The following is a 25,608-nucleotide window of genomic DNA, read 5'->3' as shown; positions in this document are numbered from 1 at the left end:
TCAAGGTTTCCAGCGAACTTGCCTCAAAAGCACAGGTCCCCATCAGGAGGATGCTCGATTTTGCCAGAACCATGAAAAAAGCGTAAATTCCTGACTGGTTATTGTCTGTCCAGAAATGAGGATTTTTGTTCGAGATCAAGGCGCACTGGAAATTTTACCGCAGGCATTTAATTGATATCGGAGTCTACACGCTTACCTCCGAGGAAAAATTTTTTCGGCCAACGCGGATATCGGGCAAAAAGACCAACTATGGACAGGCACTGGTGTCTCGTCAGCAGATCTGAAGAATGCTGACGGAGTCAGGATTATAACTGCTTCACCTTGTTACTCAAAAGGTCCAGCTGGGCAGAGATGGATGTATCCCGAATCGCTTTGTTCGATACGACCTTGATGGCATGCAGCACTGTGGAATGATCACGGTGTAGAACCTTTCCAATATCGGCAAGAGAATCATCGGTATATTTACGAGCCAGATACATGGCCACCTGCCTCGGAAAGGTAATCGCCCTCTTTCGTGATTTTGATCTCAGGGCATCCATGCTCACGTTGAACTGACAGCTGACCAGCTCGCAGATAAGCTCAGCAGAAAGCTGCTGTTCAACACCCACTATCGTGGTCACAACCTCCCTCAGAAGGTCCAGATCCACGTGCCCTCCTACAAGCCTGGCTTTCGCCCTTATGGCCCTCAGGGCCGACTCTATCTGCCGGACATCGCCGCGGATATTATTTGCCAGGTATTGCACCAGTTCTTCATCAAGGCACAGCTGCTGCTGGGCTGCCTTTTTCTCAACAATACGAGTCCGTGTATCAATGTCCGGTGGCTGGATGCTGGTGACAAGCCCGGAAGTCATCCGGGATCTGAACTCATTATCAATCCCCACCAGATCCCTGGGAGCACTGTTGGCTGTGACAATAACCCTTTTTCCGGATTTGATCAGCGAGTCAAGAACCTCATTCAGCTCTTCCTGGGTTTTCTTCTTCCCCGTTAATGAGTGCACATCCTCCACAAGAAGAATATCGCAATGTTCCAGATATTTTGATTTGAAATCGTCCATGGTATTGGTCTTGATACCTCGGACCATCTCAGCGGCAAACTGCCTGGCGGTCACGTAATGAAGTCTCGTCATCGGTGACTGAGCCAGAACCTGGTGCGCAACCGCATGGGTCAGGTGGCTTTTTCCAAGCCCGGTGGAGCTGTTGATATAGAGACAGGGGCCGACAGAATCGTCCTGGGCCACCATGGAACGGCACGCCGATTCAGCCAGGATATTACTCTCTCCCACCATGAACTCATCGAAGGTGTACCTGGGATGAAGAGCTTTGAACCTGGAATTGTTCACAGGAACTGTCGGCAGCCTCAACTGCCCTCTCTTTGCAGTGCGTTTCGTAGTTATCGGAGTCGGAAGACTTTTTGAGCCCGACTCGCAGAAAACAATACGAAGTGACGACAGACCATGTTCACCGGCCTTTTCCTCAATAATTTCAAGAAAATTCTGTTTCACATAAGCACTGAAAAATCTGTCCGGACTTGACAGGTAGAGTTTTTCCTCCTGCAACTGCACAAACTGTAAAGGCTCAATCCAAAGATCATAAATATTCCCCGCCAGGGTGCTTTTCAGACTCTCTTTTACCTTTTCCCAGACCATAAATATCCCTTTCCATCGCTTACAGGCCATCAACCCCTAACAGACATTGACAACCCCAGAAAAACCTTAACACAAGGAAAACAACTCAAAAACCAGTCTCATCAAACTGTACATATGAAATTTCGGGAAGGATGCGCCCGATTCGCAATTCACGTGAAAGAATTAACTGCAATTTCCGATTCCCGTCAAAGACGATTTTCAGATATTTTAGTTTTCCAATCTGAAAATATTCACACGAAGTGTAATTCCTTACTGCATCAGCTTTTGCTCCCGCCCCCTTCCTCTTTCCCTTGAATTCAGTGGATCTTTGCAAACTCCATTTTTATTTCGACATATAGCACTCTTAGAGAGTAATCAACAAAGTTATCAACAATTGAATCACGATCCTTAACTCTACATATCTCAAAATAACTAAAAATAACAAAATATTTCTTAATATTCCTCAATGTTTTTTTCAATCTCGCATTCCACGTGGGTTTCAGCAAAAAAAAAAAATAATCCTCCCAAAAAAATAGTCATTTTTTTCAGTAACACTGCCACACTGTTCCATTTTATGCCCTGGCAAAGGTGAGAATTCTGACTTCCTTTGCACCATATTCAAGAAGAGTTCTGCTGCATTCACCTACTGTTGTTCCAGTTGTAAAAACGTCATCAACCAGACATATATTTCTCCCGGAAACATCAGCTTCTCCTCTACATTTAAAGGCTTTCGCGAGGTTTTTTCTTCTCGCCGGACCATCAAGTGATGTCTGTGGAACGGTGTGGATTTCCCTGACAAGAACATCCGATCTTACTGAAAAATCACTAATCCTTTTGAAAAAGAGCTCCGCCAGTAACATTGACTGATTCAGACCTCTTTCACGAAGGCGTTTGATATGCAGAGGTACCGGCACGGCATAATCACAATGTTCAAATTCACTCATATCATAGCAGGAGACTATATCCGCGATACCAGGCAATACAGACGGATCTTCTCTGTATTTCAATCTGTAAAGCAGTTTTTTGACCGGCTCACTATACCTGACAACGGAACGCGCCAATGTATAGGGCGGAAAATTTCGGAGACAGTCCCCGCAAAAATGCTCTTTATTATGACACACAGCAAACTCGACACCACACCTCCTGCAGACTTGTGATTCCAGATATTGAATTTCAGCACGGCACTCCCGACAGAAGAATAGAAGGGATCTGTCAAAAAGTTTCTCACCACAGGTAATGCAGCAACGGGGAAAAAACAGATCGGCAGCTTCCTGCATACAAGAAAATACATCGAGCAATTTCATGATATTAAAAATATTTTTCCCTAAATCTTTTGAAGAATTCCTGAAAAATTCTCCCCTTGCAACTGCGCCCTTTGCAAAGACGACCAAACATGGCATAATGAACAAATTTTGAAGCAGTCACGGATTCAGATTTCAGGTAAACCGGCATAACCGGACTTCGGAATCAGCATCAAAAACCGATGAAAATCCCGGCTGCAGCGGCAAAACCTTCGGCGCGGATTTTCAGGTAAACACATATAATATAAACAGGAACAGATCCTATGATTTTTCTTCAGAAAAACACATTTTTTCATAAACTGAAACTACCGTTAGCATTATCGGTCTTCATCCTATTCCTTTTTACGGTTGCATTGTCATGCCGGGCTGAGTCTTTGAAAACGCTTTTTCTGTCCCTGAAAATCAACAGCCCCTCCGATGTCGCCACCCTGACCTTCATGGCTGACAACGCACTGACCAGGGCGCTTTCTACTACTGACATACAATTACTCCCACGAACAAGTCCGGAAATTAAAACCTTAAAGGAGTGGCCGCCCCGGCCTGCCGAACTGCAAAAAATTGCCGGTGCACACGGGGCTGATTATATTGCCGTGGGAAGCATTACGGAAATCGGCGGGCAGTTCAGTATAGATATAAAGCTGTTTGACATTCTCTCCCCTGAAAAACCAACCTACTATTACCAGACTGGCAAAAATCCTGACGAGTTGCCCATGCTGCTCTCAAAAGTCATCTCCGGGATACAGGCATATATTGAAAGGGATTTCAGAATTTCATCAATAGCTCCCGAAGGCAACAGCCGGATAGATTCCGGAGCAATACTCAGAAAAATCAAAACCAAGGCCGGTGATGCCTATGATCCGGCAACCCTGCGACAGGATTTGAAGTCCATCTATAAAATGGGGTACTTCAATGACGTTCAGATTGATGTCCAGGATACCGCGAATGGAAAAAAAATAGTCTTTCGTGTTGTTGAAAAACCTGTCATCCAGTCGGTCATATTTGAGGGCATAGACGAGCTGAAAGAAGAAGACGTCAAAGAAGCAGCCAACATCAAGGAACATTTCATCCTTAATCCGGTAAAAATCAGTGCTGCGGAGGAAGCAATCCGTCAATTGTATAAAACCAAGGGTTTCTACAACAGCAAGGTCAGCTCGACAATCAGCTATCCGAACGACAAAGGAGCAGTTGTTCGTTTTGTTATTGATGAAGGCGAAAAAGTTTATATCAAAAAAATCTCTTTTGAGGGTAATTCCACCTTTGACGATGATGAACTGCTTGACGTGATTGAAACCAAGGAAAAATGGTTTCTCTCATGGCTGACTGAAGCCGGTCTTCTGGATATGGTGAAAGTGAAACAGGATACATCCAGGATCATCGCTTTTTACAACAACCACGGTTTTCTGGAAGCACGCATTGGAGAACCGGAAATTCGCCAGGAAAAGGAATGGCTCTACCTGAAGTTCGTAATCGATGAAGGCCCCCGGTTCCGTGTCGGCACTGTCGAATTCTCCGGCGACATTATCGGCAGCAAGGAAAAAATGCTGGATTTACTTAAGATTCGTCAGGAAAAATATCTCTCACGCCAGGTGCTGCGGGAAGACATTCTCAAACTGACTGATTACTATGCGGAATCCGGTTATGCCTTTGCCAACATCAGGCCGATAACCAGAAAAACAACGGGAAACAGAATCGATATTAATTTCAGGATCAGTAAAGGTGAACTGGTATATATTGACCGGATCACCATTAAGGGGAACACGCGCACGAGGGACAACGTTATCCGGCGGGAGTTGAAGATCGCCGAAGGAGGAGTCTTCAACTCAAAGGCACTGAGGCAATCCACCCAGGCCCTGCAGCGACTCATGTATTTTGAAGAGGTTAATATCACTCCTGAGCCGTCCCTGAACCCTGCCCGAATGAATGTGGTGGTCGAGGTAAAGGAAAAAAGTACCGGGACATTCAGTATCGGGGCAGGCTACAGTTCTGTTGACAAACTCATACTCATGGGCCAGATCTCAGAAAACAATTTCCTGGGACGCGGGGACACTCTGGCGCTGAGTGCAAATATCAGCGGCTTCAGCTCCAGATTTAACCTGGGATACACAAATCCTCATCTGAACGATTCCTCTCTCTCCTGGGGAATGGATGCTTTCAGTACACAACGAGAATATGATGATTATACAAAAGACTCCAAAGGTGGCGGTATCCGTATCGGATATCCAATCTGGAAAAAATGGAAGGTTTTCGGAAATTACAGCTATACCAACACCGACCTGACCGATGTGGAGGATACTGCCTCTTACGTCATTCGAAAATCAGTTGACCTTCATGTGACCAGTGCCGTCAAAGTTTCCCTGGTAAGAGACACCAGAAATCGCCTTTATGGGGCTTCCAGCGGTTCCAGAAATGTGGTCAGCGTAAAATTCGGCGGCGGTCCCCTGGGAGGAGATGCACAGTTTACCAAGCTTGAAGGCTCAACCAGCTGGTACTTCCCCCTGCCGTTCAAAACAATTTTCCATATCAAAGGAGCCGCAGGCCAGGTCTTTGAAAACGAAACAGATAAACTGCCGGTTTATGAACGATTCTACCTCGGTGGACTGAATTCCGTCAGGGGTTTCAAATACGCAAAAATCAGCCCTATTGATGAAGCTTCCGGTGACAGAATAGGTGGCGACAAAATGTGGTATTCCAATATTGAATTTATCTTCCCCCTCCTTGAAACCCAGGGACTTCGTGGGGTTTTCTTTTTTGATTCCGGTCAGGTTCTGGATGACGATCAGAACTGGGGAGACTTTACCGATTCCATTAAAAAAGCCGCCGGTGTTGGTGTCCGCTGGCTTTCGCCAATGGGTCCCCTCCGGCTGGTATGGGGATTTAACCTTGATCCACTGGAAGATGAAGATAAGACTGTGTGGGATTTCAGTATTGGCGGTGTTTTTTAGCTCGCTCCTGCAACTGATTACAGACTCAATATATTGTAATAGATCAAGTTATAACTAAAATCACATTTTTCATTTTCTGAAGTACAGGATTTGGTGTAATATTTCCCTTCAACAGGCGTAATTGGTCACGGGGTAGCAACCTTGTGATTATATTACCTCTGAACTGTAATTGCTCACAGGTGCCACAGATTTTTACAGGCTCTTTTGTTCGCTATAGCTTACCTATGCGGACAAAAGAGACCGTGAAAAAAAGGGGTGATTGTGAGCAGTTACCAACAGGCACGATGCCGGTTATACCTCTAACTTCGGTATAATCGGCACTTCTTTTCATGAAGCATTCTATCTCAAAAACCCTCTCTATTGACAATACCCCTTTCGCTGTGAAAGGTTTACGGGGTGCCGCACCCGCATGGTTATCGGCGATTGTCAGCCGGAAGACTACCTGTTGCTGTATTGTTCCTGATGAACACCTTGTCTCAATTTTCGAGCAGGATATAAAACTTTTTACAGACAGGCAGGTCCTGATTTACCCCGGCCATGAAATCCCGCCATATACCCCGCTCTCTCCGGATCCACAGATCACCGCCGCACGAATTGCAACACTTTACCGGGCCACGGAAAATGACAGTAAGCATATAATAATTACCTCGATAGAACCATTGCTTCGACGTGTTATACCGGACAGAATTCTCAAAAATGAAGTTGAATATCTTATGGCCGGAGAAGAATGCGACATGGATGAGCTTCTGGCCGGCCTGGTTCAGCTTGGATATGAACAGGTGAGCCTGGCACAGTCCGTGGGGGATTTTTCTGTTCGAGGCGGTATTGTTGATATTTTCCCGCCTGCTTTTACTCAAGAAGACGGCAAACTCCACAGGGGACCTGTTCGACTCGACTTTTTTGGAGACACCATTGAGTCCCTGCGCTCTTTTGATCCATTCAGCCAACGTTCAACCGGAGAAATAACTGATGCAACCCTGCTGCCGGTAACTGATATTCTCAACCGAAAACCGGAAGAAAACCGTTCAATCGGCCGCACCTTCATTCAACTCGGTAAAAAGTATGGCTGGGATGACGAAGAAACCGCCTGGATTTCCGACCGAATTAAAAACGGTCGTCGATTCGCCGGGATGGAATTTTTTCTCCCCCTTTTCTATGGCAGGGAAAACTTACAACCATCCACCGTCTTTGATTTTCTGCCCCATGAAACAACTCTGGTTTTTGTTGACCCTGAATCAATTTTCCAGTCGATGGATATCACCCTTGAACGGATCGAAGCCAACTTTCAGTCTGCTGAAGCAGAAGGGAAACCTGCTCTGCCGCCGGCTGACCTTTTCCTGGAAAAAGAAGAGATAAAGAAAAGAATGGCTGCCTTCAACCAACTTCTCTTCACAGATTTCCCAAAGGATAATATAAACAGTATAACTGTAAACACCTCTGATCACCGCCTCCTTAAGCAGGATATTGGTCTCAAAAGAGCCAGGATCGGCGTACTGGCACCCCTTTCCGAGCAGATTTTCAACTGGCAGAATGATGGGGACAAGATCGTCATCTGCTGCCGGTCCGAGCGCCACACAAAAAACCTGGCTCAACTGCTGACAAAGCATAACCACACTATTAAAATCCTGTCTCCACCACTTGCTCCCGACAACCCCGTGCCTGATAACCAGGAAACGCTTTTCCTCTGTAACCATTCCCTTTCCTCAGGTTTTTCACTTCTTGATGAGAAACTCCACCTGCTTTCAGAAATTGAACTGTTCGGAGCAATGCGGCTTGGCGGCAGAGCTGCAAAGAAAAAACAAAAAGGTGAGCCGATACGTTTTGCGGAACTTGCAGACGGGGATATAGTCGTTCATCGTGACCACGGCCTCGGCATCTACCGCGGCCTGTCCACAGTAGAGTTGTTTTCTGTTGTCAATGATTTCATGCTCATCGAATATCGGGATGGAGATAAACTCTACCTGCCGGTTGACAGGCTGAACCTGATCAGCAAATACGAAGGTCTCTCTGACAAACAGCCTAAAATTGATAAGCTCGGCAGCCAGAGCTGGAAAACAACCAAATCCAGGATCAAGGAAGAAGTATGGAAAGTTGCCCAGGAACTTCTGGATATCTATGCTTTAAGAGAAATCCGCAAAGGCCGGCAGTTTTCCCCTCCCGGCCACCTTTTTCAGGAACTGGAAGAATCTTTCCCCTTTGAAGAAACACCGGGACAGCAGAAGGCCATTGATGATGTCCTGGATGACCTGACGGGCGAAAAACCCATGGATCGCCTGGTTTGCGGTGATGTGGGATACGGCAAGACGGAAGTGGCAATCCGTGCTGCCTTCAAAGTTGTTGAAGATGGATTCCAGGCCGCTGTTCTTGTTCCGACAACAGTTCTGGCTGAGCAGCATGTCAAGACCTTCAGAGAACGTCTCAAAGGTTTTCCGGTTACAGTTGAATGCATCAACCGCTTCCGCACTCCGGCAGAGCAACGCAGGATCCTCAGGGAGCTGGCCGGGGGTGAACTCAACATCATCATCGGCACACACCGCCTGTTGTCAAAGGATGTTGTCTTCCATAACCTGGGATTGCTGATAATAGATGAGGAGCACCGTTTCGGAGTTGCCCACAAGGAAAAGGTCAAGAAAATGCGGGCCGAGGTCGACATCCTCACCCTGACTGCAACTCCCATCCCGAGGACCCTTCAGATGTCACTTCTCAATATACGTGACCTCTCTGTAATCTCGAGCCCTCCGGAACACCGACGTCCCGTAAAAACCTTTGTCGCCCGTTACGACGATCTGGTTATCAGGGAAGCGGTCTCCAAGGAACTGCGCAGGGGTGGACAGGTTTTCTTCGTCCATAACCGCGTCAAGTCCATTTACCGGCTTGCAGCTTCAATTCAGAACCTTGTACCGGGCGCACGCGTTGGTGTAGCCCATGGGCAGATGAGTGGCAGGGAACTTGAAGAAATCATGGTCTGTTTTGTCAACCGTGAAATAGATGTCCTGGTGAGCACCACCATCATCGAATCCGGACTCGATATTCCCTCTGCCAACACCATTATTATCAACCGGGCCGATATGCTTGGACTTGCGGAAATATACCAGTTACGTGGTAGAGTCGGACGATCAAGCGTGCAGTCCTTCGCCTACCTGCTCGTCCCCTCCATTGACCATCTCAGCCGAGACTCCAGGGACAGACTTCGCGCACTTATGGATTGCAATGAACTGGGAGGCGGTTTTAAACTTGCCATGAGCGATCTGCAGATTCGGGGGGGCGGAAACCTGCTCGGTGTTTCCCAGAGCGGAAATATTGCGGCAATCGGTTATGATCTCTACCTTGATCTGCTGCAGAAGACCGTTGCCGATCTGAAAAGAAGAGGTGGACAAAAAGATACAGGAACAATCCGGGACTTTATTGATCCGGAAATTAACCTCCAGATCTCCGCCTATATTCCCGCTTCCTATATTCCCGATGTCAGCCAGCGCTATATAACCTACAGGAGAATTGCCGCCCTTGCGACTTCTCCCGCCGACAGCGGCGAGGATCTCAGAGACGAACTGCTTGACAGGTACGGCAGAATCCCCCTTGAAACGGAAAACCTGTTCACCATCGTTACCATAAAAAAACGTCTTTGCCTTCTCGGAATAAAAAAACTTGAAAAGGGTCGTGATACCCTGGTATTTCATTTTTCAGATGATACACCACTGAGACCGGAAAAACTTCTTGGCTACCTGGAGAAATTCCAGGGAAAAAGAAAAAAGAATCCACCGCCGAAAATTACTCCGGAAGGACGGCTGATCATCAGCCGTAAAATGGATACAACCCGACAGCTTTTTGAATTCCTATCCGGCACTTTAACAGACCTGGAAAAACTGACAGACCATGAAAACTCCTGAAAACCCCTGCAGTGGAAAGCAGACTCTTTTCCTCTGGCACGAAATAGAAACTGTTTTCCTTGATCTTGACGGTACACTGCTGGACAGATATTTTGATGATTATTTCTGGAACGAATATGTTCCCCAGGTGTTTGCCGCAAAAAACAATCTTGACCGGGAAACAGCACGAAGACAACTGCTCGCCACCTATAAATCGGTGGAAAACACCCTGCTCTGGACAGATCTTGATCACTGGTCTGAAAAACTGAACCTGAATATCCCCATGCTGAAAAGGGAAGTCAGCCATCTCATTGCAGTTCATCCAGGAGTTTTTGATTTTCTCGACCACCTCGTAACACTCGGAAAAAAAATCTTCCTTGTCACCAATGCCCACCCGAAGACTCTTGAGGTCAAACTCGACAAGATTGCCCTGAGGGGATATTTTCAAGCTGTTTTTTCCTCAAATCAAGTCGGTGCTCCCAAGGAAGTGCAACAGTTCTGGCACAACCTTGAAACCCTGCTTCCCTTTGCAAAAGAGACCACTTTTTTTGCTGATGATACAGAAAATGTTCTTTTTTCCGCACGTCAGTTCGGCATCCGGCATCTCTGCCATATTGCCAGACCCAGTTCCAGGCTTGCACCGGCGTTCTCCGACAATTTCCCCTCCATTGCCGATTTCAGCAGATTAACATCTTCTCTGGAGGATACCCGGATATGAAAAAACACTGCACCTTTCTGTTTTTTTCTTTTTTTGTTCTTTTGGCCGTATCTGTTTCAGCAACTGAAAAAACCATCATTGTGCGAAACGGCGGGGGCGCCGACCTCATAGAACACACTCTGCCGGCGGCAGTGCTTGCAGCCACGGAGAACAGCCCGTATATCGAACTCCATGTGGGAATGACTGCGGACAACCAGCTCATTGTCTTCCGGGATTTAACCTTGAACCGGCTGACGGATGTCGCCCATCTCTTTCCCGGACGAAATCGTGAAGACGGCAACTATTATGTGATTGACTTTACTTTGCAGGAAATTCGCCAGCTTCGCCTGCACAATGTTTTTGAAACCGATTCCTCCGACCTTTCCATGGCTATTCCGACCCTGAACGAAGAGTTGGCACTTGTTCGCAGACTTGAAAAAATCATGGGGAAAGAGGAGAAAACGCCTGACAGGTATTCCATGGGAATCAGTCTGGAAATCAAACAGCCCTGGTTTTTCCATGACCACAACAGGGACATCAGCTCTGCGATACTCGATATCCTTCAGCTTTATGGTTACACTGACAGAAGAAGCAATCTTTTTCTCCAATGCTTCGATCCTGAAGAATTGCAGCGAATCCACGACAAACTGATGCCGGCGAGACAGATGGATCTGCCGCTCATTCAGATGGTTGGAAATGAGAACATCGTTGAAGCAAGACAAAAAATCATGGGGGAATTTATCCCTTATAAATACGACTGGCTTTTTACCAACAGCGGCAGAAGAATTCTGATCGGTTATGCAGCGGCCCTTGCTCTTCCCGGCAATCTGCTCCTGGATCACGAAGGAAATCCGATCCTTGAGGATTATATAACCGGTCTGCAGCAAAATGGTGTCCGAATCTTTGCCATCCAACTCAAAAACAGATCTGAACCTTTTCCCGACTATGCTGCCGATTATCCCTCCCTGCTCCGCTATTTTCTGCAAAAAACCGAAATTGATGGTCTATACTGCAATTCATTTTCCAGAACCGGACAAATTGTAAAACATTTTGAGGAGCAAGAAAAAAGAAAGAATGATCTTCCCGATTTTTTTTCATCCCTCAAACTGACTGTTCCAGCAACTCAACATGCTGCAACCCTTGAGAAAAGTGGTAAAAAACTCGACACTCCCCCTCCCCGGAAAAGTCTTCCCTCTTTATAGACTTGCAATACCCGAATAAAATGGATAATTATATATATATGGCATGCAAACCAAATTGTTTTAACTGAATTCATCATAGTTGTTATTAGCTGTCAACAGTAGAAAACTGCAACACCATCCAGGCTGACTGGAGCGCCGGACTGGTGTACAGTTATGTCGTTTTCCGCGTTACAGTGGTAACAGCATAAGTAAAACACATTCTGATTTATTGGAGATAACACAATGAAATATTTAACGTTACCAATCCTGCTTGCATTTGCAATAACCCTGAGCAGCTGCGGAGGTCAGATGACACAGGGAACAGCCGGAGCCGGTATAGGAGCCGCGGGTGGCGCGATTATCGGTCAGGCCATAGGCAGAAATACAGAGGCTACTCTGATAGGAGCTGCACTGGGAACCATGCTCGGCTATATTGTCGGCAATGAGATGGATAAATATGACAGGCAGCGGTTAAACCGTGTTTACGAGGAAGCACCATCCGGCAGGGCCTCAACCTGGCGCAACCCGGACACCGGCAACACCTACCAGGTTACACCGCAACCGGCTTACTATCCGAAGGCAAAACCGGATACTCCATGCAGGCAGGCTGAAATACTGGCAACAATAGATGGAAAAGCTCAGAAGACCTATACAACAGCCTGCAGAAACAGCAGGGGACAGTGGGTCCTGCAGAATTAAGATTTTTTCTCCGGATCTACCCATTTCAAGGAACTGGACAGCTTTCTGTTCAGTTCCTTTTTTTATAACTGCTCTCAGGCGTCCCCCTTTTCACCCGTCCCTTTGCCCGCGTTTCAACAGCGCTTTACGATACAGCTTCTCAGCTTTATATGAGCTGCGGACAAAAGGCCCGGAAGCCACACCTGAAAACCCGAGTTCCAGAGCCCTGCGACGATAAACCTCAAATTCTTCCGGAGGCACAAAACGTTCAACCTGCAGGTGACTCGAGCTCGGTTGAAGGTACTGCCCGATGGTCAGCAGATCACAGCCTGTTTGACGTAAATCCTGCCATGTTTCCAGGAGTTCTTCTGTTTTTTCGCCAAGCCCGACCATGATACCCGTCTTGGTGATCATCTCTTTTTCCCTTTTTTTCACTTCGGCCAATAACGCGAGACTTCTGGCATACAGAGCCTGGGGGCGTACCCGTGAATAGAGCCTTTGCACAGTTTCAATATTATGGTTCAAAACATCGGGCCCGGCATCAAGAATTGTCTGCAGGCTCTGCCAGTCACCCTGAAGATCAGGAATCAACACCTCTATCAGGGTTTCTGAACTGTGAAAACGAATAGCCCGTATTGTCTCGGCAAAAAAGGAAGCACCACCATCTGCCAGATCATCCCTGGTGACGGAGGTGATGACAGCGTAACGAAGCTTCAGGGATACAACAGCCTCCGCAACCCGCATCGGTTCCGATTCATCCACCCCTTCCACCGGCCTGTGGGCCACAGCACAGAAACCACAGTTTCTTGTACATCTCTCACCCAGAATCATAAATGTCGCCGTACCCTTACCGTAACATTCAAACTGATTGGGACACTGCGCTTCCTGACAGACCGTTGTTAATTCTCGCGATTTCAGCAATTGCCGCAGTTTCTCATACTCCGGACCACTCGGCAGACTGCGACGCAGCCATTTCGGTTTACCCACCTTGATTCCTTCAGCACATCCAGCCATAAAGCCATTCCTTTGGATACTCCCGAAAATCCAGTTGAAAAAGGGTCTCCAGAATTTTCCTGAGTTCTTTCTTTACTTCCCCCGTTTCCACCTGTTCCCTGCCTGCCTCCCGCTGCAGACTTGTCATCTTGACTCCCTGCAGGCCACATGGGTTAACCCATGAAAAAGGTTCCAGGGCCAGATTGACATTGAGGGCCAGACCATGGAAAGAAATCCCGTGTCTGACAGCGATCCCGACACTGCCCAGTTTCCTGTTCCTCACCCACACGCCATGGTTTCGTGGATCTCTTTCTGCTTTTACACCATAACCCGCAGCAAGGTGGATCATTATCTCTTCCAGCAGAAAAACATATTCGGTAACGGCCAGTTTTCGCTCTCTCAGATGGATGACCGGATAAAGCACAAGCTGCCCTTCACCATGATAGGTAATATCCCCGCCACGCTCAATATGGACCAGGGGGATCTTCTTTTCATGCAGGAACTGCTCGGATACTACCAGATTCTCCCTGCCACCCCGCCTGCCCAGTGTAAAAACAGACGGATGTTCTGTTACCAGAAAAACATCTCCACAGTCCCCCTTTTTTCTCCTGTCAACAAGGGCAACCTGCAGTTCATAGGTCGCCCTGTATTCACTGAGCCCAAGATCGACAAGAACAGCACTCTCCTTTTCAGCCACGGAGACAGGGGCGCCTGGCCGCCCTGGTTTCATCCAGTCTCTTCAGCTTGGTAACCATGGGCGCATTATGGAGCAGATCGGGATTCTCTTCTGCTTCTTTGACAATATGCTTTACCGCCTGGATAAACTGATCTATATCCTCTTTGCATTCGGTTTCGGTGGGTTCAATCATAATGGCACCGGGCACCACAAGGGGGAAGTAGATGGTCGGCGGATGATAACCGTAATCAATCAACCTTTTGGCAAGGTCAAGCGTGGACACTCCGTGCTTCTGCAGCGATTTGTCTGAAAAAACACATTCGTGCATACAGGATCGATCATAGGCAAGGGTCAGTGTATCCCGCAGCTGCTCCTTGATATAAGCTGCGCTCAGTACCGCATGCTGGCTCGCCTTTTTAAGATTCACGCCGCCCATGGAAAGAATATAGGACCAGGCCTTCACCAGTACACCGAAATTTCCATGAAAGGCATGGACCCTGCCTACAGTTTCAGGAGCATCGAATTCCAGGCGATATCCCGCCCCGTCTTCAACGACACGGGGAACGGGAAGGAAAGGCGCCAGTTCTTCGGTGACACAGACCGGTCCCGCCCCAGGTCCGCCACCGCCATGGGGTGTGGAAAAAGTCTTGTGCAAATTAAGGTGCATCACATCAACACCGCATTTGCCTGCGTCAATGATGCCCATTACGGCGTTCATATTTGCACCATCCCCGTAAACCAGCCCTCCCCTGGCATGGACAATCTCGGCAACTTCTCTGATATTTGTCTCAAAAAGTCCGAGAGTATTTGGATTGGTGATCATGATTCCGGCTGTTTCATCATCCATTTTCCCGGCGACCAACTCCGGATCAATGATTCCATTGACACTCGATTTGATCGGCACCGGTTTATAGCCGCAGAGGGCCGCACTGGCCGGATTGGTGCCATGGGCCGTGTCCGGTATCAGGATCTTTGTTCTTTTTGAGTTGCGACTTCTATGGTATGCAGCAAAAATCAGCATACCGGTCAGCTCCCCGTGGGCACCGGCCGCCGGTTGCAGAGACACCGCAGGAAGGCCGGTTATAGCCGCCAGATAACTCTGCAGATCATAAAGAATCTTCAGACAACCCTGGACAAGAGTATCATCCAGCATGGGATGGGCTGCTGCGATTTCCGCTGTTGCCGCAATTTTTTCATTGATCTTCGGATTATATTTCATGGTGCAGGAACCCAGAGGATACATTCCGGAATCGACGCCGAAATTCCATTGGGACAACCGGGTATAGTGGCGAACAACATCCACCTCGCTGAGATCAGGAAAATCTATTTTTTCCCCCAGCAGTTCTTCCGGCAACTCTGCTTTTCCAACATCACTCGCAGGAACGGACATTGCCCTCCTGCCTTTTTTGCCCTTCTCCCAGAGAAGCGGCTCATTAAAAATAAGACCGCTGGCACCTGCTTTTTCAGTTATTGGAGTTTCCATCACTGCACCTCACTGACAACTGTATCGATGATCTCTTTCCCGGTAACCTCTGTGGCACAGAAAAGATATTGTCCTGCCATTCCAGGATAAAAACGCCCCAGCTCCAGGCCGGCAACAATCCCTTTTTCCAAAAGACGTTCTCGTACCGGTCGAAAATCGTTTTTAAATTCCACCACAAATTCATTGAAGGTTGGCCCGCTGAAAACAGGAACAGCTCCTTTCTTCACCAGTTCAGTCTTAAAATATTCAGCCTTGCTGTAGTTGAGTTCTGCCAGTTCACGCAAACCACTGCCGCCGAGGGAAGCCATGTACATGGTGGCGATCAGGGTACAGATACCCTGATTGGAGCAGATATTGGATGTTGCTTTTTCTCTTCTGATATGCTGCTCCCTGGTAGCAAGGGTCAGAACAAATCCCCGTCTGCCTTCAAGGTCCACAGTCTGACCGACCAACCTTCCCGGCATATTTCTGGTGAACTTTTCCCTGCAACCGAACATCCCCAGTCCCGGACCGCCAAAGGAGCGATTCATACCGAAACTCTGGCCCTCTCCGCAGGCGATATCAATACCGCATTTCCCCGGGTTTTTCAGAAGACCATACGCCAGGGGTTCGGAAAAACAGCTTACTGCCAGGGCCTCCGCTTCATGGGAAACAGAGGCTACATCCTCAAGATCTTCAATAACACCAAAAAAGTTCGGGGACTGTACTGCTACCACGGCAAGGCTGTCCAGATCAGCAACACCACTCAGGTCAGTTCTGCCATTCTCCAGAACCGGCAATTCAATAATTTCAAAATCAGTTGGCTTCAGGTAGGTGGCAACCACCTCACGATAATGGGGATGGACTGCCGCTGAAAGCGCCACTGTCTTTTTCTTCCTGGAAATTCTGAGCGCCATCAGCAGCGCCTCGGCAAGGGCCGATCCCCCGTCATACATTGAGGCATTGGCCACATCCATACCGAGCAGCCTGGCGGTATAAGTCTGATACTCAAATATTCCCTGGAGTGTTCCCTGGGCCATTTCCGGCTGGTACGGCGTATAGGCCGTCAAGAACTCCGAACGGCTCATCAGGTTATTTATGGTTTCCGGGATATGATGCTGATAACTGCCTGCACCAATCAAAACATTTGCCTCCGGCTTCATCATGGACGCCACTTCAGCAGCATGGCTCTTCAGTTCCCATTCATCCATTGCAGGCGGCAGGGGAATTTCCCCGTCGATCCTGCATCCATCCGGTATAGAACCAAAAAGTTCATCAAGAGTGTTTCGCCCGACGGCCTTCAGCATCTCCTGAACATCTTCGTCTGTGTGCGGTAGATAGCGCATGGTTTTACCCCTTCAAAATCTCTCGATATGCCTCAACGGTGAGGAGTTGATCGAGCTCACCGGTATCAGCCGGTTTTATTTCGACAATCCAGTTTGCATACGGATCTTCATTGATCAGTTCAGGGCTGTCTTCCAGAGCTTCATTGACAGCAACAATCTCTCCGCCAACCGGCAGGTAGAGCTCGGAAACAGCCTTTACCGATTCCAGCGTTCCAAATTCTTCCCCCTTGTCAAAACTGTCCCCCACTTCCGGAACCTCCACAAAAACGATGTCTCCCAGTTGGTCCTGGGCATAATCACTGACACCGATTTTCAAAGTCTCTCCTCCGGTGGTCACCCACTCGTGATCTTCAGTATACCGCAGCTCCTCCGGCAAATTCAGTTCATTCAACTCTTTCATCAATTCCTCCCTGTTTGTTTTTTCCGACAATTCTCAAGGATGCCTCAAATCATTGTCTTGATGGGCAGCCTGGCGGTTCTCCCCGGCCGGACATCATTTCGTATTTCCACCTTCAGCTTTCTTTTTCCATCAGTTAGATAAATTTTCTCTCCTGCTTCACATTTTTTTTCCAGCAGAACAAAACCGCATGACAGCCCTTTGGGTACAAAAGGTTTTTCACTTTTCTCCCCTCTGTTTTCAGCAATTGAAACTATCTGTCCATTCTGTCTGCCAATGGCCATATCCGTGGTACAGGTAAGAATAGTCCCTATTCTGTTTTTCTCGGAATCTGTCACATAACTGGCTTCACTGCCGATTTTCCGCGGATCAAAACCTGCAAATGCATAGGTATACCGAAGATCTGTTTCCCCAAGAAGAGCATCCGCACCAATAAAATCCTTGGAGAAACCGTTTTGCTCTTCGTTCCAGGCGAGAGCAAACTGCCAGGGATTGGCGAGAAACGGCCAGGAACCTATATCCTGATGAGAAAGGGGCAGGACAGCTCCGGCCCGCAGAGAATCTCTGGCGGCCAGTCCGCAGGGAATGATCCCGTGTTCCTCCCCCGCAACAAGCAGTTGATTCCAGAGGGACTCCAGCTCCTCTCTTTTAACAAAAAGCTCAAAACCAAACTCTCCTGTATAACCTGTCCGGGATACGAGGACCCGTGTACCATCCAGCAATTCAGTTTCAGCAACCGCTGCAGAAAAACCTCCAAAACCACCCTTGAAGGAAAAATAGGCCATTCCGTCAAAAAGTGTCTGAGGATCCCGCAAAATTTTTTTCAGAATCCGGGCAGAGGCGATTCCCTGAATATCCATCTTTCCCACCCTGTCAGTGAGATCTTCCACCTGAGTATCATCGTCCACCACCTTCAGCAGATGATCAGCTATCATCGGCCCCATTCCGGCATTGACAACAACCATATATTCCTTCACTCCCAGTTGATAAACAATGGCATCATCAATAACAGTTCCGTCCGGATGAAGAAAAACACCATAGACACAGCGGCCGATAACAAGAGGTGTTTTCCCGCGACCGACAGATCTTTCGAGATCCTTGGTGAAACAATGCTGCAGCAGTTTTCGTGCCCCGTTTCCCCGCACCATCACCACGGCCATATGACTGGTATCAAAAACGCCGGCCCCACGGATTACAGCCAGATGCTCCGCCTTGACTCCGGTGGGATACCAGAGCGGCATATCATAGCCGCCGAAGGAGGCCATATTAGCTCCATTTTCCAGGTGAAAACCGTGAAGAACCGTCTTTTTCTCTGTTTTCATGTCACGTTATCCATGTTTGTTTTATCTGAAAATCCTCGGTCGAGGGTTGTACTGCCGCAGTCTGGATTTTCATTGGTTTTTTTGCACCCACTGGGCATAAAGGCTGAGCTATAGAACCCGGCCATGCCGCTACTTCCTACAACGTCAGGGGAACCTTGAGATTAAAACTCTTGTAGACCACAAATGTCTCTACGGCCCTGACATTTTCAAGCCTTGAGACCTCTTCCGTATAAAACTCCAGCATAGTGAATTCCTTGGTCAGCATAACCGTCAGAATCAAATCAAAACGACCGGTTACAACACACACGGAAATCACTCCCCGCAGCTTTGAAAATTCCTCTCCTTTCTTTACAAGGTCCATATCTTTCAACCGGACCCCTACCATCACCACGCTCTGATCAGGTATTGCGTCCGGGTCAACAAGAGCTGTAATATCCAGAACGCCTTCATCTTTCAGCTTCTTCACCCTTGCCCGAACAGTTCCCTCCGACACAGCAAGAGAATCAGCAATTTTTTTAAATGGAATCCTGCCATCCCTGAGATGATTTATAATCGCGTAGTTTATTTCATCTATTTTCATCGTACACCTTTACCGGATTAAACCTGATTTATTCAACTATACGCAAAAATGACGACCATGTCAACTTTTACGCCTTTAAATTACGCTATCAACACTATGAAACCATATTTTTTACGGTTTTCGTATTTTTTTGACATCCACAAAGCATAAAAAACCATCATTACCTCAGGGTGCCTTGAATATTCAGGATGTTAGTTCGTGTCTGTCCAAAAATGAGGATTTTTGTTGGAGATCAAGGCGCGCGGGAAATTTTACCGCAGCCATATAATTGATATCGGAGTCTACGCTTACCTCCGAGGATAAAATTTTTCGGGCAACGCAGATATCAGGCAAAAAGACCATTTCTGGACAGGCACCAGTTCGAGGTCAATGATGCCTATGAGCAGTTACCTTATTTTTTCCGAATGGAAATGACGACACCATAGGACCTGGTATCTTTTGCAGATATTTCTCCACCGTTGAGCAAAATAATCCGCTCGATTTTATCAGCCATTTTCCCGTCACAGATAAATTGAAATTCATCCCCGGTGGCCATTGTGTTCAGACGTGCCCGCACGTCTTTGAAACCAACTCAACAATCATTTCGATAATCAATTTCTATTTTTGTTTTTCTGCGCATTTCTCTTTTTCCCGGAAACTCCTTCCATGCTGAAATAATACTGTCACATCAACGATGAAATGACGTAATATTGCGCTGTAATTTTTTTTGCCACCCTGCCTGCGGTATAATTTTTCCCGTGTGCTTTGATCTCGAACAAAAAAACTCATTTCCTGATTTCCCGTGAAACTCAGCCGGATTAAAGATCTGCCTGCTTTATCAAGCTGAGTTTTGCACGTAGGCTAGCCTGATAAAACAGGTACATCCACAATTTGGCTGAATTTCATGGATAATCAAGATAACTCTTGTTATTTAGAAGAAATCATTTTGCCCTGGCTGCCCGCCGGATGGCAAAGTACAGAGCGTTTCTGCATTCAGCCACTATCTCCTCAAGCGTTTTTCCCCGCCACTCCCGCACGGCTTTTTTCGCTATTTCATCACTTATACCACTGTCAAGAATTTTATAGGTCAGCATTTCGGACACCACACCCTCATCTTTCTTCCTCAACCCCTCAAGGAGCCTGGTCTCAAATATGAGTTTTTTTTCAATTTCCTTTGCAAGGTCGGCAGAATTCACATTCTTTTCCAATTCCTTTTTCACAAAAGAACCTGTCTCATAACCTACGCCGGCAATATACAGATCCTCCAATTGTCTTACCGTTTCACGGGTCACCAGGCTCTGCCGACCGATCATTATTTTTTCAAGAGACAATATCGAATCCCTGAGTTCCTCATAGCGCCGGATATCCCTTGGCTGCATAACAAGGACATAGTACAGGACAAGAAAGACCGCCAGCCCAAATGTGCCAACAAGCTGTACTGCAACGGACCAGTTTTTCGGTAAAGCGGCCAGCCCGACACCACCGGATTGATCCTGTTTTTCATCTGCCATCCGTCCCTCCCGTTCATAATTCATCCTGAGTCATATTTTCAGGAAAAAAGGTGCCGCCACCAAAACACATCCTGCCGAAACAAGGATATAACTATTTGAAATAAAATATGGAATCAGACAAAGTGTAATCCCTGAACAGAGAGGAACAACAGCCCTCTGTTTTCTTCCATAGGTAAAAAATCCAAGCCCCACGGCACCGAAAAGAACTCCCCAGAAAAGTGTCGATACAGAATCCATCACTATTTGCCTGACCTTTGCAGTTGCGCCATGTAAAGCAACTACGAACAATAAAAGATGCCTTAAACAATTCTGATTACATATGAAACTCAGCCTGTTATTTGTGAGTCTGGGGATTGGGCCTGTTTTATCAGACGTATTTCAAAAATCACATTAGACTGATTATAAAATGATCTGGATTGACACTTTTTCATTTGAATTCCTTATCAATTGAGGTTTCCAGTGATTTTTGACCGTAGGCTGGCCTGATAAAACAGGCATATCCACAATTTGGCTGAGTTTCATGGGTAATCAAGTAAACAATTAAGATTTTCGTTCGTAACCAAAGAACCGGAATACTAAAAAAAACTCAGTCTGACGAAGCAGGCAGCTCACCAATATTGCTGAAGTTTCATTGATAATCAGGAAATTTGATGAACCGGACGGAAAACACCTGACCGAAAATTATTCCAGGCAAACAATCTGTCTGAAAGACAGCCTATTGCTGGATATGATGTATTGCAACAAATAAAGAACCCGACTGAGAAACCCTGCGAAACGCCTCGGCGACAAGATTGTTCATCCGGCTTATATTTCCGCCACTTGCAGCATACAGTTTTTTCAGAGTTTCGAAGGGAAGGAGAGCCACAGGATCCAGATCCGCCCCGCCCCCTTCAACCTGAAGGCAGAAACGAAGATACTCGGAAGTATCTTTTATGGAGAGGGGTTCAAGGGCCAGCAGACAATTAGTTTCATCCTCAAAATATTCACGGGTTGTGTGAACAAGCTTCCCTTCCATTTCTCCGGTTCCAAGCAGAATAATCTGCAACAGCCCTTCCTCACCCTCATAGGCACTGGTGAGCCGACGGATCATTCCCTCCATTGTCGCAGGATACATCATCTGGACATCATCTACAGCCAGAACCATTCTTCTTTTTCGGATACATCCATCCGGAGCAATAACATCTCTTATCTTCCCGACAATATCCTGCTGTCTGTCATCAGCGAGGACAGGCAGTTCAAAATAACCAGCAACGGCTGCAAGCAGATCTCTAACCGATCCGACTGGTTCTTCAAGTATGAACAAATCAGCTTCATCCGCCAGAACCTCTTTAAGTTTAGCGATCAGTGTACTCTTTCCACTTCCGGGCTCACCGGTGATTTTAATAAGGGGCTTATCTTTTTCGAGAAGAGTCAGAATCTGGTCAAGCAGTTCTTTTCTTTCCGACCAGGGTACATCCATAATACATTGTTGTGCATTTCTCTCAAAAACATCTGCCAGCCTGGCCCAGTCAACAACTGGTTTCCGGGAAACCTCGGTTGCATTTGTCTCCCGCTCCCCCTGCTCACTTACGGAAGCAGAATCCATTCCACCGTGCAGAACACAATCGATAAATGCTCCAGGCTCCACCCGCAACTCTGTTGTTTCCACCGTACCCGTATGACGGCCATCTTTTCTCATGATAAATTTCCTGGTCCTTATCCTTCCCTCGACAGTTCCAGAACATACAATTTCTTCGGCATGAATATCACCTAGCAGTATTCCTGCCCGACCAATCTTCATGCTGGTACAATCAAGATCTCCCTCTATCCTTCCTTCCACCACTATGTGGCCCAGGCTCCGGATTTTACCGACGATACTCATGGATCTATCGATTCTGCTTTCAGTTTTTTCAGCCATACTCCAGGATCCATGAACGTCCTATGGACGCCCAGCAAGGAGGCGGGTGATTTTCTCAAACGCCTCCGATTAATGAATTTATATTAATTTTTCAAGTTGTTACCAGAAAATATCAACGAAGCCGTCACAGATTTGAGATACTCTTAAACAGTTCAGGAATCATCATTTTTCAATGCAAGGTATCCCCCGAACACCCTCGTTACCACGGTAATTAGACAGATAACAGCAAAAGCATAAGCCAGCTCAGGAAAAAATCCGGGAAAAAGACAAAAGAGAACAAAAAAGATCAAGGTTTCAGTCCCTTCCGCCAGTCCGGCAAGATAAAAAAAACCCTTATGAGGGTACTTTAAATTGGTCAGACCACGCTTTTCTGCCATAATCGCAAAGGCCAGAAAACTACTCCCGGTACCTGCAAAAGCAAAGAGAAGAACTGTTGCCGCAAGTCCGTTTCGCACAGGATCAGCCAGGGCGAAACCTAAAACAACCGAAGAGTAAAAAATAAAATCCAGAGTAATATCGAGAAAACCTCCTCCATCGGTAGGACCCTGAATACGGGCAATCTCCCCATCCAGCCCATCAGCAAGTCTGTTCACCAGGATACAGACCAGAGCTACCCAATATACTTTCATAAAAAGGGCCGGCAGGGCAAGAAGGCCGACAGCAAACCCGGCCACGGTGACGGAGTCCGCACTGACCCCGTGACGAGCCAGAATTACCGCTCCCGTATTCAACGGCTTTTTCACCAGTTGTAATGCCCATCGATCCAGCACAATAATTCCTCTTCCCCGACCTCAATCCCGTACTTTAAAAAATAGTTTTTTTCTGTAATGCGTCAACTCCACTGATCCTCAAATCTCAGGCAGACAGATAAAGACTCCAAGGTAAAATGTCCCTCGGACAGGGTCAGAATGGGACTTATCGCTTAAGTTGATGACATTGATTCAACAATAACACACAATTTCATAACCAAGGTACTCATATTTGCACCAAGAGAAAGAAAATAACTGTTGCTTCCATCCACTGAAATTCGTAGTCTTTAAGGCACCTTGAAAATTTAGATTTTTCGTTCTGGATCAATGAGCAGGGGGATTTAAAACGCTGCATGATCAGACACATTCCAGAATTATTTATGCAGTCCTTGATTTTGAACGAAATTGTTCATTTATGGCACTGGATATAAAAAAGCAGAGATGGAGGAGTTGAACATGAACAAAGAAAGTAGACAGAAAATACTGCAAAACGGCTGCCATTGTTCTTTTGAACAGATTAACGCCCGGGGAGAGAACCATACTCCCAGTGAAGAAGAAATCATTGAACAGGGATTTGAGCAGATGGAAATGCTGTATAAATCCCGCTGTGTTGCCATGTCCGGTATGTCTAATGTTACCGTTACGGAAATAAAAAAACAAAAAAACACCTGATACCTAAATCCTGCACTTCAGGATTTAGGTCTAAACTGTAATTACTCACCTGTCACTTTTTTTTCACAGGATCTTTTGTTTGTTATATCCTGCCTGTCCGGACAAAAGAAACCGTGATATGGTTGGGCGGCCTTTGAGCAATTTCATGGGAAAATATTTTTCTGAAGTGCGGGATTCAACCGGTACCATTTCAGGCAAATACAAAAAACAGTTTATTTTTCTTGTACAAACTGCAACTATTTAATAGAAAGAAGAAATACACGGTAGAATCCTGGAAAAAAAATAAATCTCAAAACACCTGACGACAACTACCACACGACATTATAACTATTTGTTTTTATGCATTAAACTGAAATTAACACAAGTACCAGGGATTCTTTCAGGCTCTTCTTCACGGTAACTTACCTGTACACGTAAAAGAGACCGAAAAAAAGCGTGGAACCTGTGAGCAATTCCGCTTCAAGGATTTCCCTGCACTTTGCAGGACATGAATATGGCCAGAAAAAAAACAGGTGTCCTGGTCGGTGGTTCAGGCCTGATTGGCGGCACAATTGTCAACTATTATAAAACAAAACATGCTGAGACTGTAGATATTCGCGCCCCCAGCAGTAAAAAACTGTCCATCCGGGAAGAGACTGACATCCGCAGTTACCTCTCTTCGGTCAAACCGGACTTTATAATCAACGCCGCCATGGCCACTCTCAGTTCCGACGGCCAACTTGCTTTTGAGGTTAATTATCTCGGGACCCTCAATCTTGCCAGGGCCGCAAACGCTCTCAAAATTCCGTACATCCATATCAGTTCAGCCGCCACCCTGCCCGCGGGTATAAATCTGAAAGAAGAAGATTACCTGCCCCTTGTACCGAAAATGTCCAATTACGCCAAATCAAAACTGATGGCAGAGGCGACATTGCGACTGATGAGCCGTGACCAGGGCCTGGATTGTTCCTGTGTGCGACTGGCCGTGGTCTATGGTGCCCACGATCATAAAATCCAGGGATTTCACCGCCTGCTTTTTTCTATTGCTGACCAATCCATGCCTGTCCTCTTCACAAGAAAAAACACCCTGCATTCTTATTCCAACGCAAGAAAACTCCCCTATTTCATCGAACACCTCCTGAATAACAGGGACGAGTTCAGAGGAAGAACCATTCATTTTGTCGATAAAAACCCGGTGGATCTGGCAAACCTTATTCTCACCATAAAATCATACCTCCAGCTCAGCACACCAAAAGAGATTTATGTTCCTTACCTCATGGCCAACGGCGGCAAGAAAGCTCTTATTATACTTCTGCGTTTTTTACGAAAATTCGGTCTCAAAGCAGACCTGCCTCCGGAGCTCATGTTTTTGAACAGTTTCTATAAATCCCAGGTTCTCTCTTCAGCACGCCTGGAAGCTTCTTCCTTTATTGATCCCATGCCTGAAGAAACCATATACACCCGCCTGCCAGATCTGATCATTTACTACCTCACCCGCTGGAGCCATCAGAACCTCATCACTACCTACGATGAATGCATGGATCTGGAAAAACCTGAAATTGAGGCCTTTCTCCAGAATCCAAAAGAACTGCTTGACTCAGTACACAGCAAAGGGATTGGACCTTTTGCTGAAATGATTGAGGAATAATTTTCCGGACATGCACTATCGGCCGGGAACGAAAGTGGTTTTTCACCCCAGGATCTGGTATAGATGTCCAAAGTCGTTAACTTAATGATACACGTAATTACTCACAG

General features: G+C 46.7%; 21 protein-coding genes. 7 read left to right on the top strand and 14 right to left on the bottom strand.

Features of this window, described 5'->3' with window-relative positions; translation table 11 throughout:
* Positions 1 to 305: 305 nt before the first annotated feature.
* Together dnaA and ACXLDX_RS15080 are read right to left on the bottom strand one after the other, a co-directional pair.
* Positions 306 to 1,646 (bottom strand): chromosomal replication initiator protein DnaA, encoded by a 1,341-nt coding sequence (gene dnaA / locus ACXLDX_RS15085; RefSeq protein WP_457578013.1) that lies wholly within the window; start codon positions 1,644 to 1,646, stop codon positions 306 to 308.
* Between the two features lie 551 nt (positions 1,647 to 2,197).
* Complete coding sequence (locus ACXLDX_RS15080; RefSeq protein WP_457578012.1) at positions 2,198 to 2,902, bottom strand: double zinc ribbon domain-containing protein; 705 nt, start codon at positions 2,900 to 2,902, stop codon at positions 2,198 to 2,200.
* 398 nt (positions 2,903 to 3,300) lie between these two features.
* Between ACXLDX_RS15080 and bamA the strand changes: the two genes are divergently transcribed.
* The 5 genes from bamA (at position 3,301) to ACXLDX_RS15055 (ending at position 12,311) form a co-directional block, all read left to right on the top strand.
* On the top strand, positions 3,301 to 5,868 hold the full coding sequence (gene bamA / locus ACXLDX_RS15075) for an outer membrane protein assembly factor BamA (protein WP_457578011.1): 2,568 nt from the start codon (positions 3,301 to 3,303) through the stop codon (positions 5,866 to 5,868).
* A gap of 329 nt (positions 5,869 to 6,197) precedes the next feature.
* Positions 6,198 to 9,755: a transcription-repair coupling factor gene (gene mfd, locus ACXLDX_RS15070; protein ID WP_457578010.1), complete on the top strand. Its 3,558-nt coding sequence runs from the start codon at positions 6,198 to 6,200 to the stop codon at positions 9,753 to 9,755.
* Positions 9,742 to 10,452: an HAD family hydrolase gene (locus ACXLDX_RS15065; protein WP_457578009.1), complete on the top strand. Its 711-nt coding sequence runs from the start codon at positions 9,742 to 9,744 to the stop codon at positions 10,450 to 10,452. Before mfd ends, ACXLDX_RS15065 begins: the two co-directional genes overlap by 14 nt.
* On the top strand, positions 10,449 to 11,633 hold the full coding sequence (locus ACXLDX_RS15060) for a glycerophosphodiester phosphodiesterase family protein (protein WP_457578008.1): 1,185 nt from the start codon (positions 10,449 to 10,451) through the stop codon (positions 11,631 to 11,633). Before ACXLDX_RS15065 ends, ACXLDX_RS15060 begins: the two co-directional genes overlap by 4 nt.
* Before the next feature lie 222 nt (positions 11,634 to 11,855).
* Positions 11,856 to 12,311 carry an RT0821/Lpp0805 family surface protein gene (locus ACXLDX_RS15055; protein WP_503417361.1) on the top strand — a complete coding sequence of 152 codons (456 nt, stop codon included), beginning with the start codon at positions 11,856 to 11,858 and terminating at the stop codon, positions 12,309 to 12,311.
* Between the two features lie 90 nt (positions 12,312 to 12,401).
* Here the strand turns inward: ACXLDX_RS15055 and lipA are convergent, their stop codons facing one another.
* The 12 genes from lipA to ACXLDX_RS14995 form a co-directional block, all read right to left on the bottom strand.
* Complete coding sequence (lipA, locus tag ACXLDX_RS15050) at positions 12,402 to 13,304, bottom strand: lipoyl synthase (protein ID WP_457578006.1); 903 nt, start codon at positions 13,302 to 13,304, stop codon at positions 12,402 to 12,404.
* The gene (gene lipB, locus ACXLDX_RS15045) at positions 13,288 to 14,013 is read right to left on the bottom strand and encodes a lipoyl(octanoyl) transferase LipB (RefSeq protein ID WP_457578005.1); all 726 of its coding nucleotides are present in this window, start codon (positions 14,011 to 14,013) and stop codon (positions 13,288 to 13,290) included. Before lipB ends, lipA begins: the two co-directional genes overlap by 17 nt.
* Positions 13,973 to 15,442, bottom strand: coding sequence for an aminomethyl-transferring glycine dehydrogenase subunit GcvPB (gene gcvPB, locus ACXLDX_RS15040; RefSeq protein WP_457578004.1), 1,470 nt, complete (start codon positions 15,440 to 15,442; stop codon positions 13,973 to 13,975). The genes lipB and gcvPB overlap by 41 nt, the downstream gene beginning before the upstream one ends.
* Complete coding sequence (gene gcvPA, locus ACXLDX_RS15035; protein ID WP_457578003.1) at positions 15,442 to 16,767, bottom strand: aminomethyl-transferring glycine dehydrogenase subunit GcvPA; 1,326 nt, start codon at positions 16,765 to 16,767, stop codon at positions 15,442 to 15,444. The genes gcvPB and gcvPA overlap by 1 nt, the downstream gene beginning before the upstream one ends.
* A 4-nt stretch (positions 16,768 to 16,771) precedes the next feature.
* Positions 16,772 to 17,167: a glycine cleavage system protein GcvH gene (gcvH, locus tag ACXLDX_RS15030; RefSeq protein WP_457578002.1), complete on the bottom strand. Its 396-nt coding sequence runs from the start codon at positions 17,165 to 17,167 to the stop codon at positions 16,772 to 16,774.
* A 44-nt stretch (positions 17,168 to 17,211) separates the two neighbouring features.
* The gene (locus ACXLDX_RS15025) at positions 17,212 to 18,486 is read right to left on the bottom strand and encodes an aminomethyl transferase family protein (RefSeq protein ID WP_457578001.1); all 1,275 of its coding nucleotides are present in this window, start codon (positions 18,484 to 18,486) and stop codon (positions 17,212 to 17,214) included.
* A 136-nt stretch (positions 18,487 to 18,622) separates the two neighbouring features.
* On the bottom strand, positions 18,623 to 19,066 hold the full coding sequence (locus ACXLDX_RS15020) for an Lrp/AsnC family transcriptional regulator (RefSeq protein WP_457578000.1): 444 nt from the start codon (positions 19,064 to 19,066) through the stop codon (positions 18,623 to 18,625).
* 391 nt (positions 19,067 to 19,457) lie between these two features.
* Positions 19,458 to 19,622: a hypothetical protein gene (locus ACXLDX_RS15015; protein WP_457577999.1), complete on the bottom strand. Its 165-nt coding sequence runs from the start codon at positions 19,620 to 19,622 to the stop codon at positions 19,458 to 19,460.
* 364 nt (positions 19,623 to 19,986) lie between these two features.
* Positions 19,987 to 20,556, bottom strand: a complete 570-nt coding sequence (locus ACXLDX_RS15010; RefSeq protein ID WP_457577998.1) for a hypothetical protein — start codon at positions 20,554 to 20,556, stop codon at positions 19,987 to 19,989.
* A 30-nt stretch (positions 20,557 to 20,586) separates the two neighbouring features.
* Positions 20,587 to 20,793, bottom strand: coding sequence for a hypothetical protein (locus ACXLDX_RS15005; RefSeq protein WP_457577997.1), 207 nt, complete (start codon positions 20,791 to 20,793; stop codon positions 20,587 to 20,589).
* Between the two features lie 478 nt (positions 20,794 to 21,271).
* Positions 21,272 to 22,453: a polymer-forming cytoskeletal protein gene (locus ACXLDX_RS15000; RefSeq protein WP_457577996.1), complete on the bottom strand. Its 1,182-nt coding sequence runs from the start codon at positions 22,451 to 22,453 to the stop codon at positions 21,272 to 21,274.
* A 152-nt stretch (positions 22,454 to 22,605) separates the two neighbouring features.
* Complete coding sequence (locus tag ACXLDX_RS14995) at positions 22,606 to 23,223, bottom strand: CDP-alcohol phosphatidyltransferase family protein (RefSeq protein WP_457577995.1); 618 nt, start codon at positions 23,221 to 23,223, stop codon at positions 22,606 to 22,608.
* 435 nt (positions 23,224 to 23,658) lie between these two features.
* On the opposite strand from ACXLDX_RS14995, the gene ACXLDX_RS14990 reads away from it, so the two are divergent.
* Positions 23,659 to 23,874: a hypothetical protein gene (locus tag ACXLDX_RS14990; protein WP_457577994.1), complete on the top strand. Its 216-nt coding sequence runs from the start codon at positions 23,659 to 23,661 to the stop codon at positions 23,872 to 23,874.
* Positions 23,875 to 24,367: 493 nt separating this feature from the next.
* Positions 24,368 to 25,501, top strand: a complete 1,134-nt coding sequence (locus ACXLDX_RS14985; RefSeq protein WP_457577993.1) for an NAD-dependent epimerase/dehydratase family protein — start codon at positions 24,368 to 24,370, stop codon at positions 25,499 to 25,501.
* The last annotated feature ends 107 nt before the right edge of the window (positions 25,502 to 25,608 follow it).

This window comes from Desulfomarina sp., assembly GCF_054039375.1.
The sequence above is the reverse complement of the archived record's forward strand: the minus strand, read 5'-3'. Positions and strand labels throughout refer to the sequence as shown.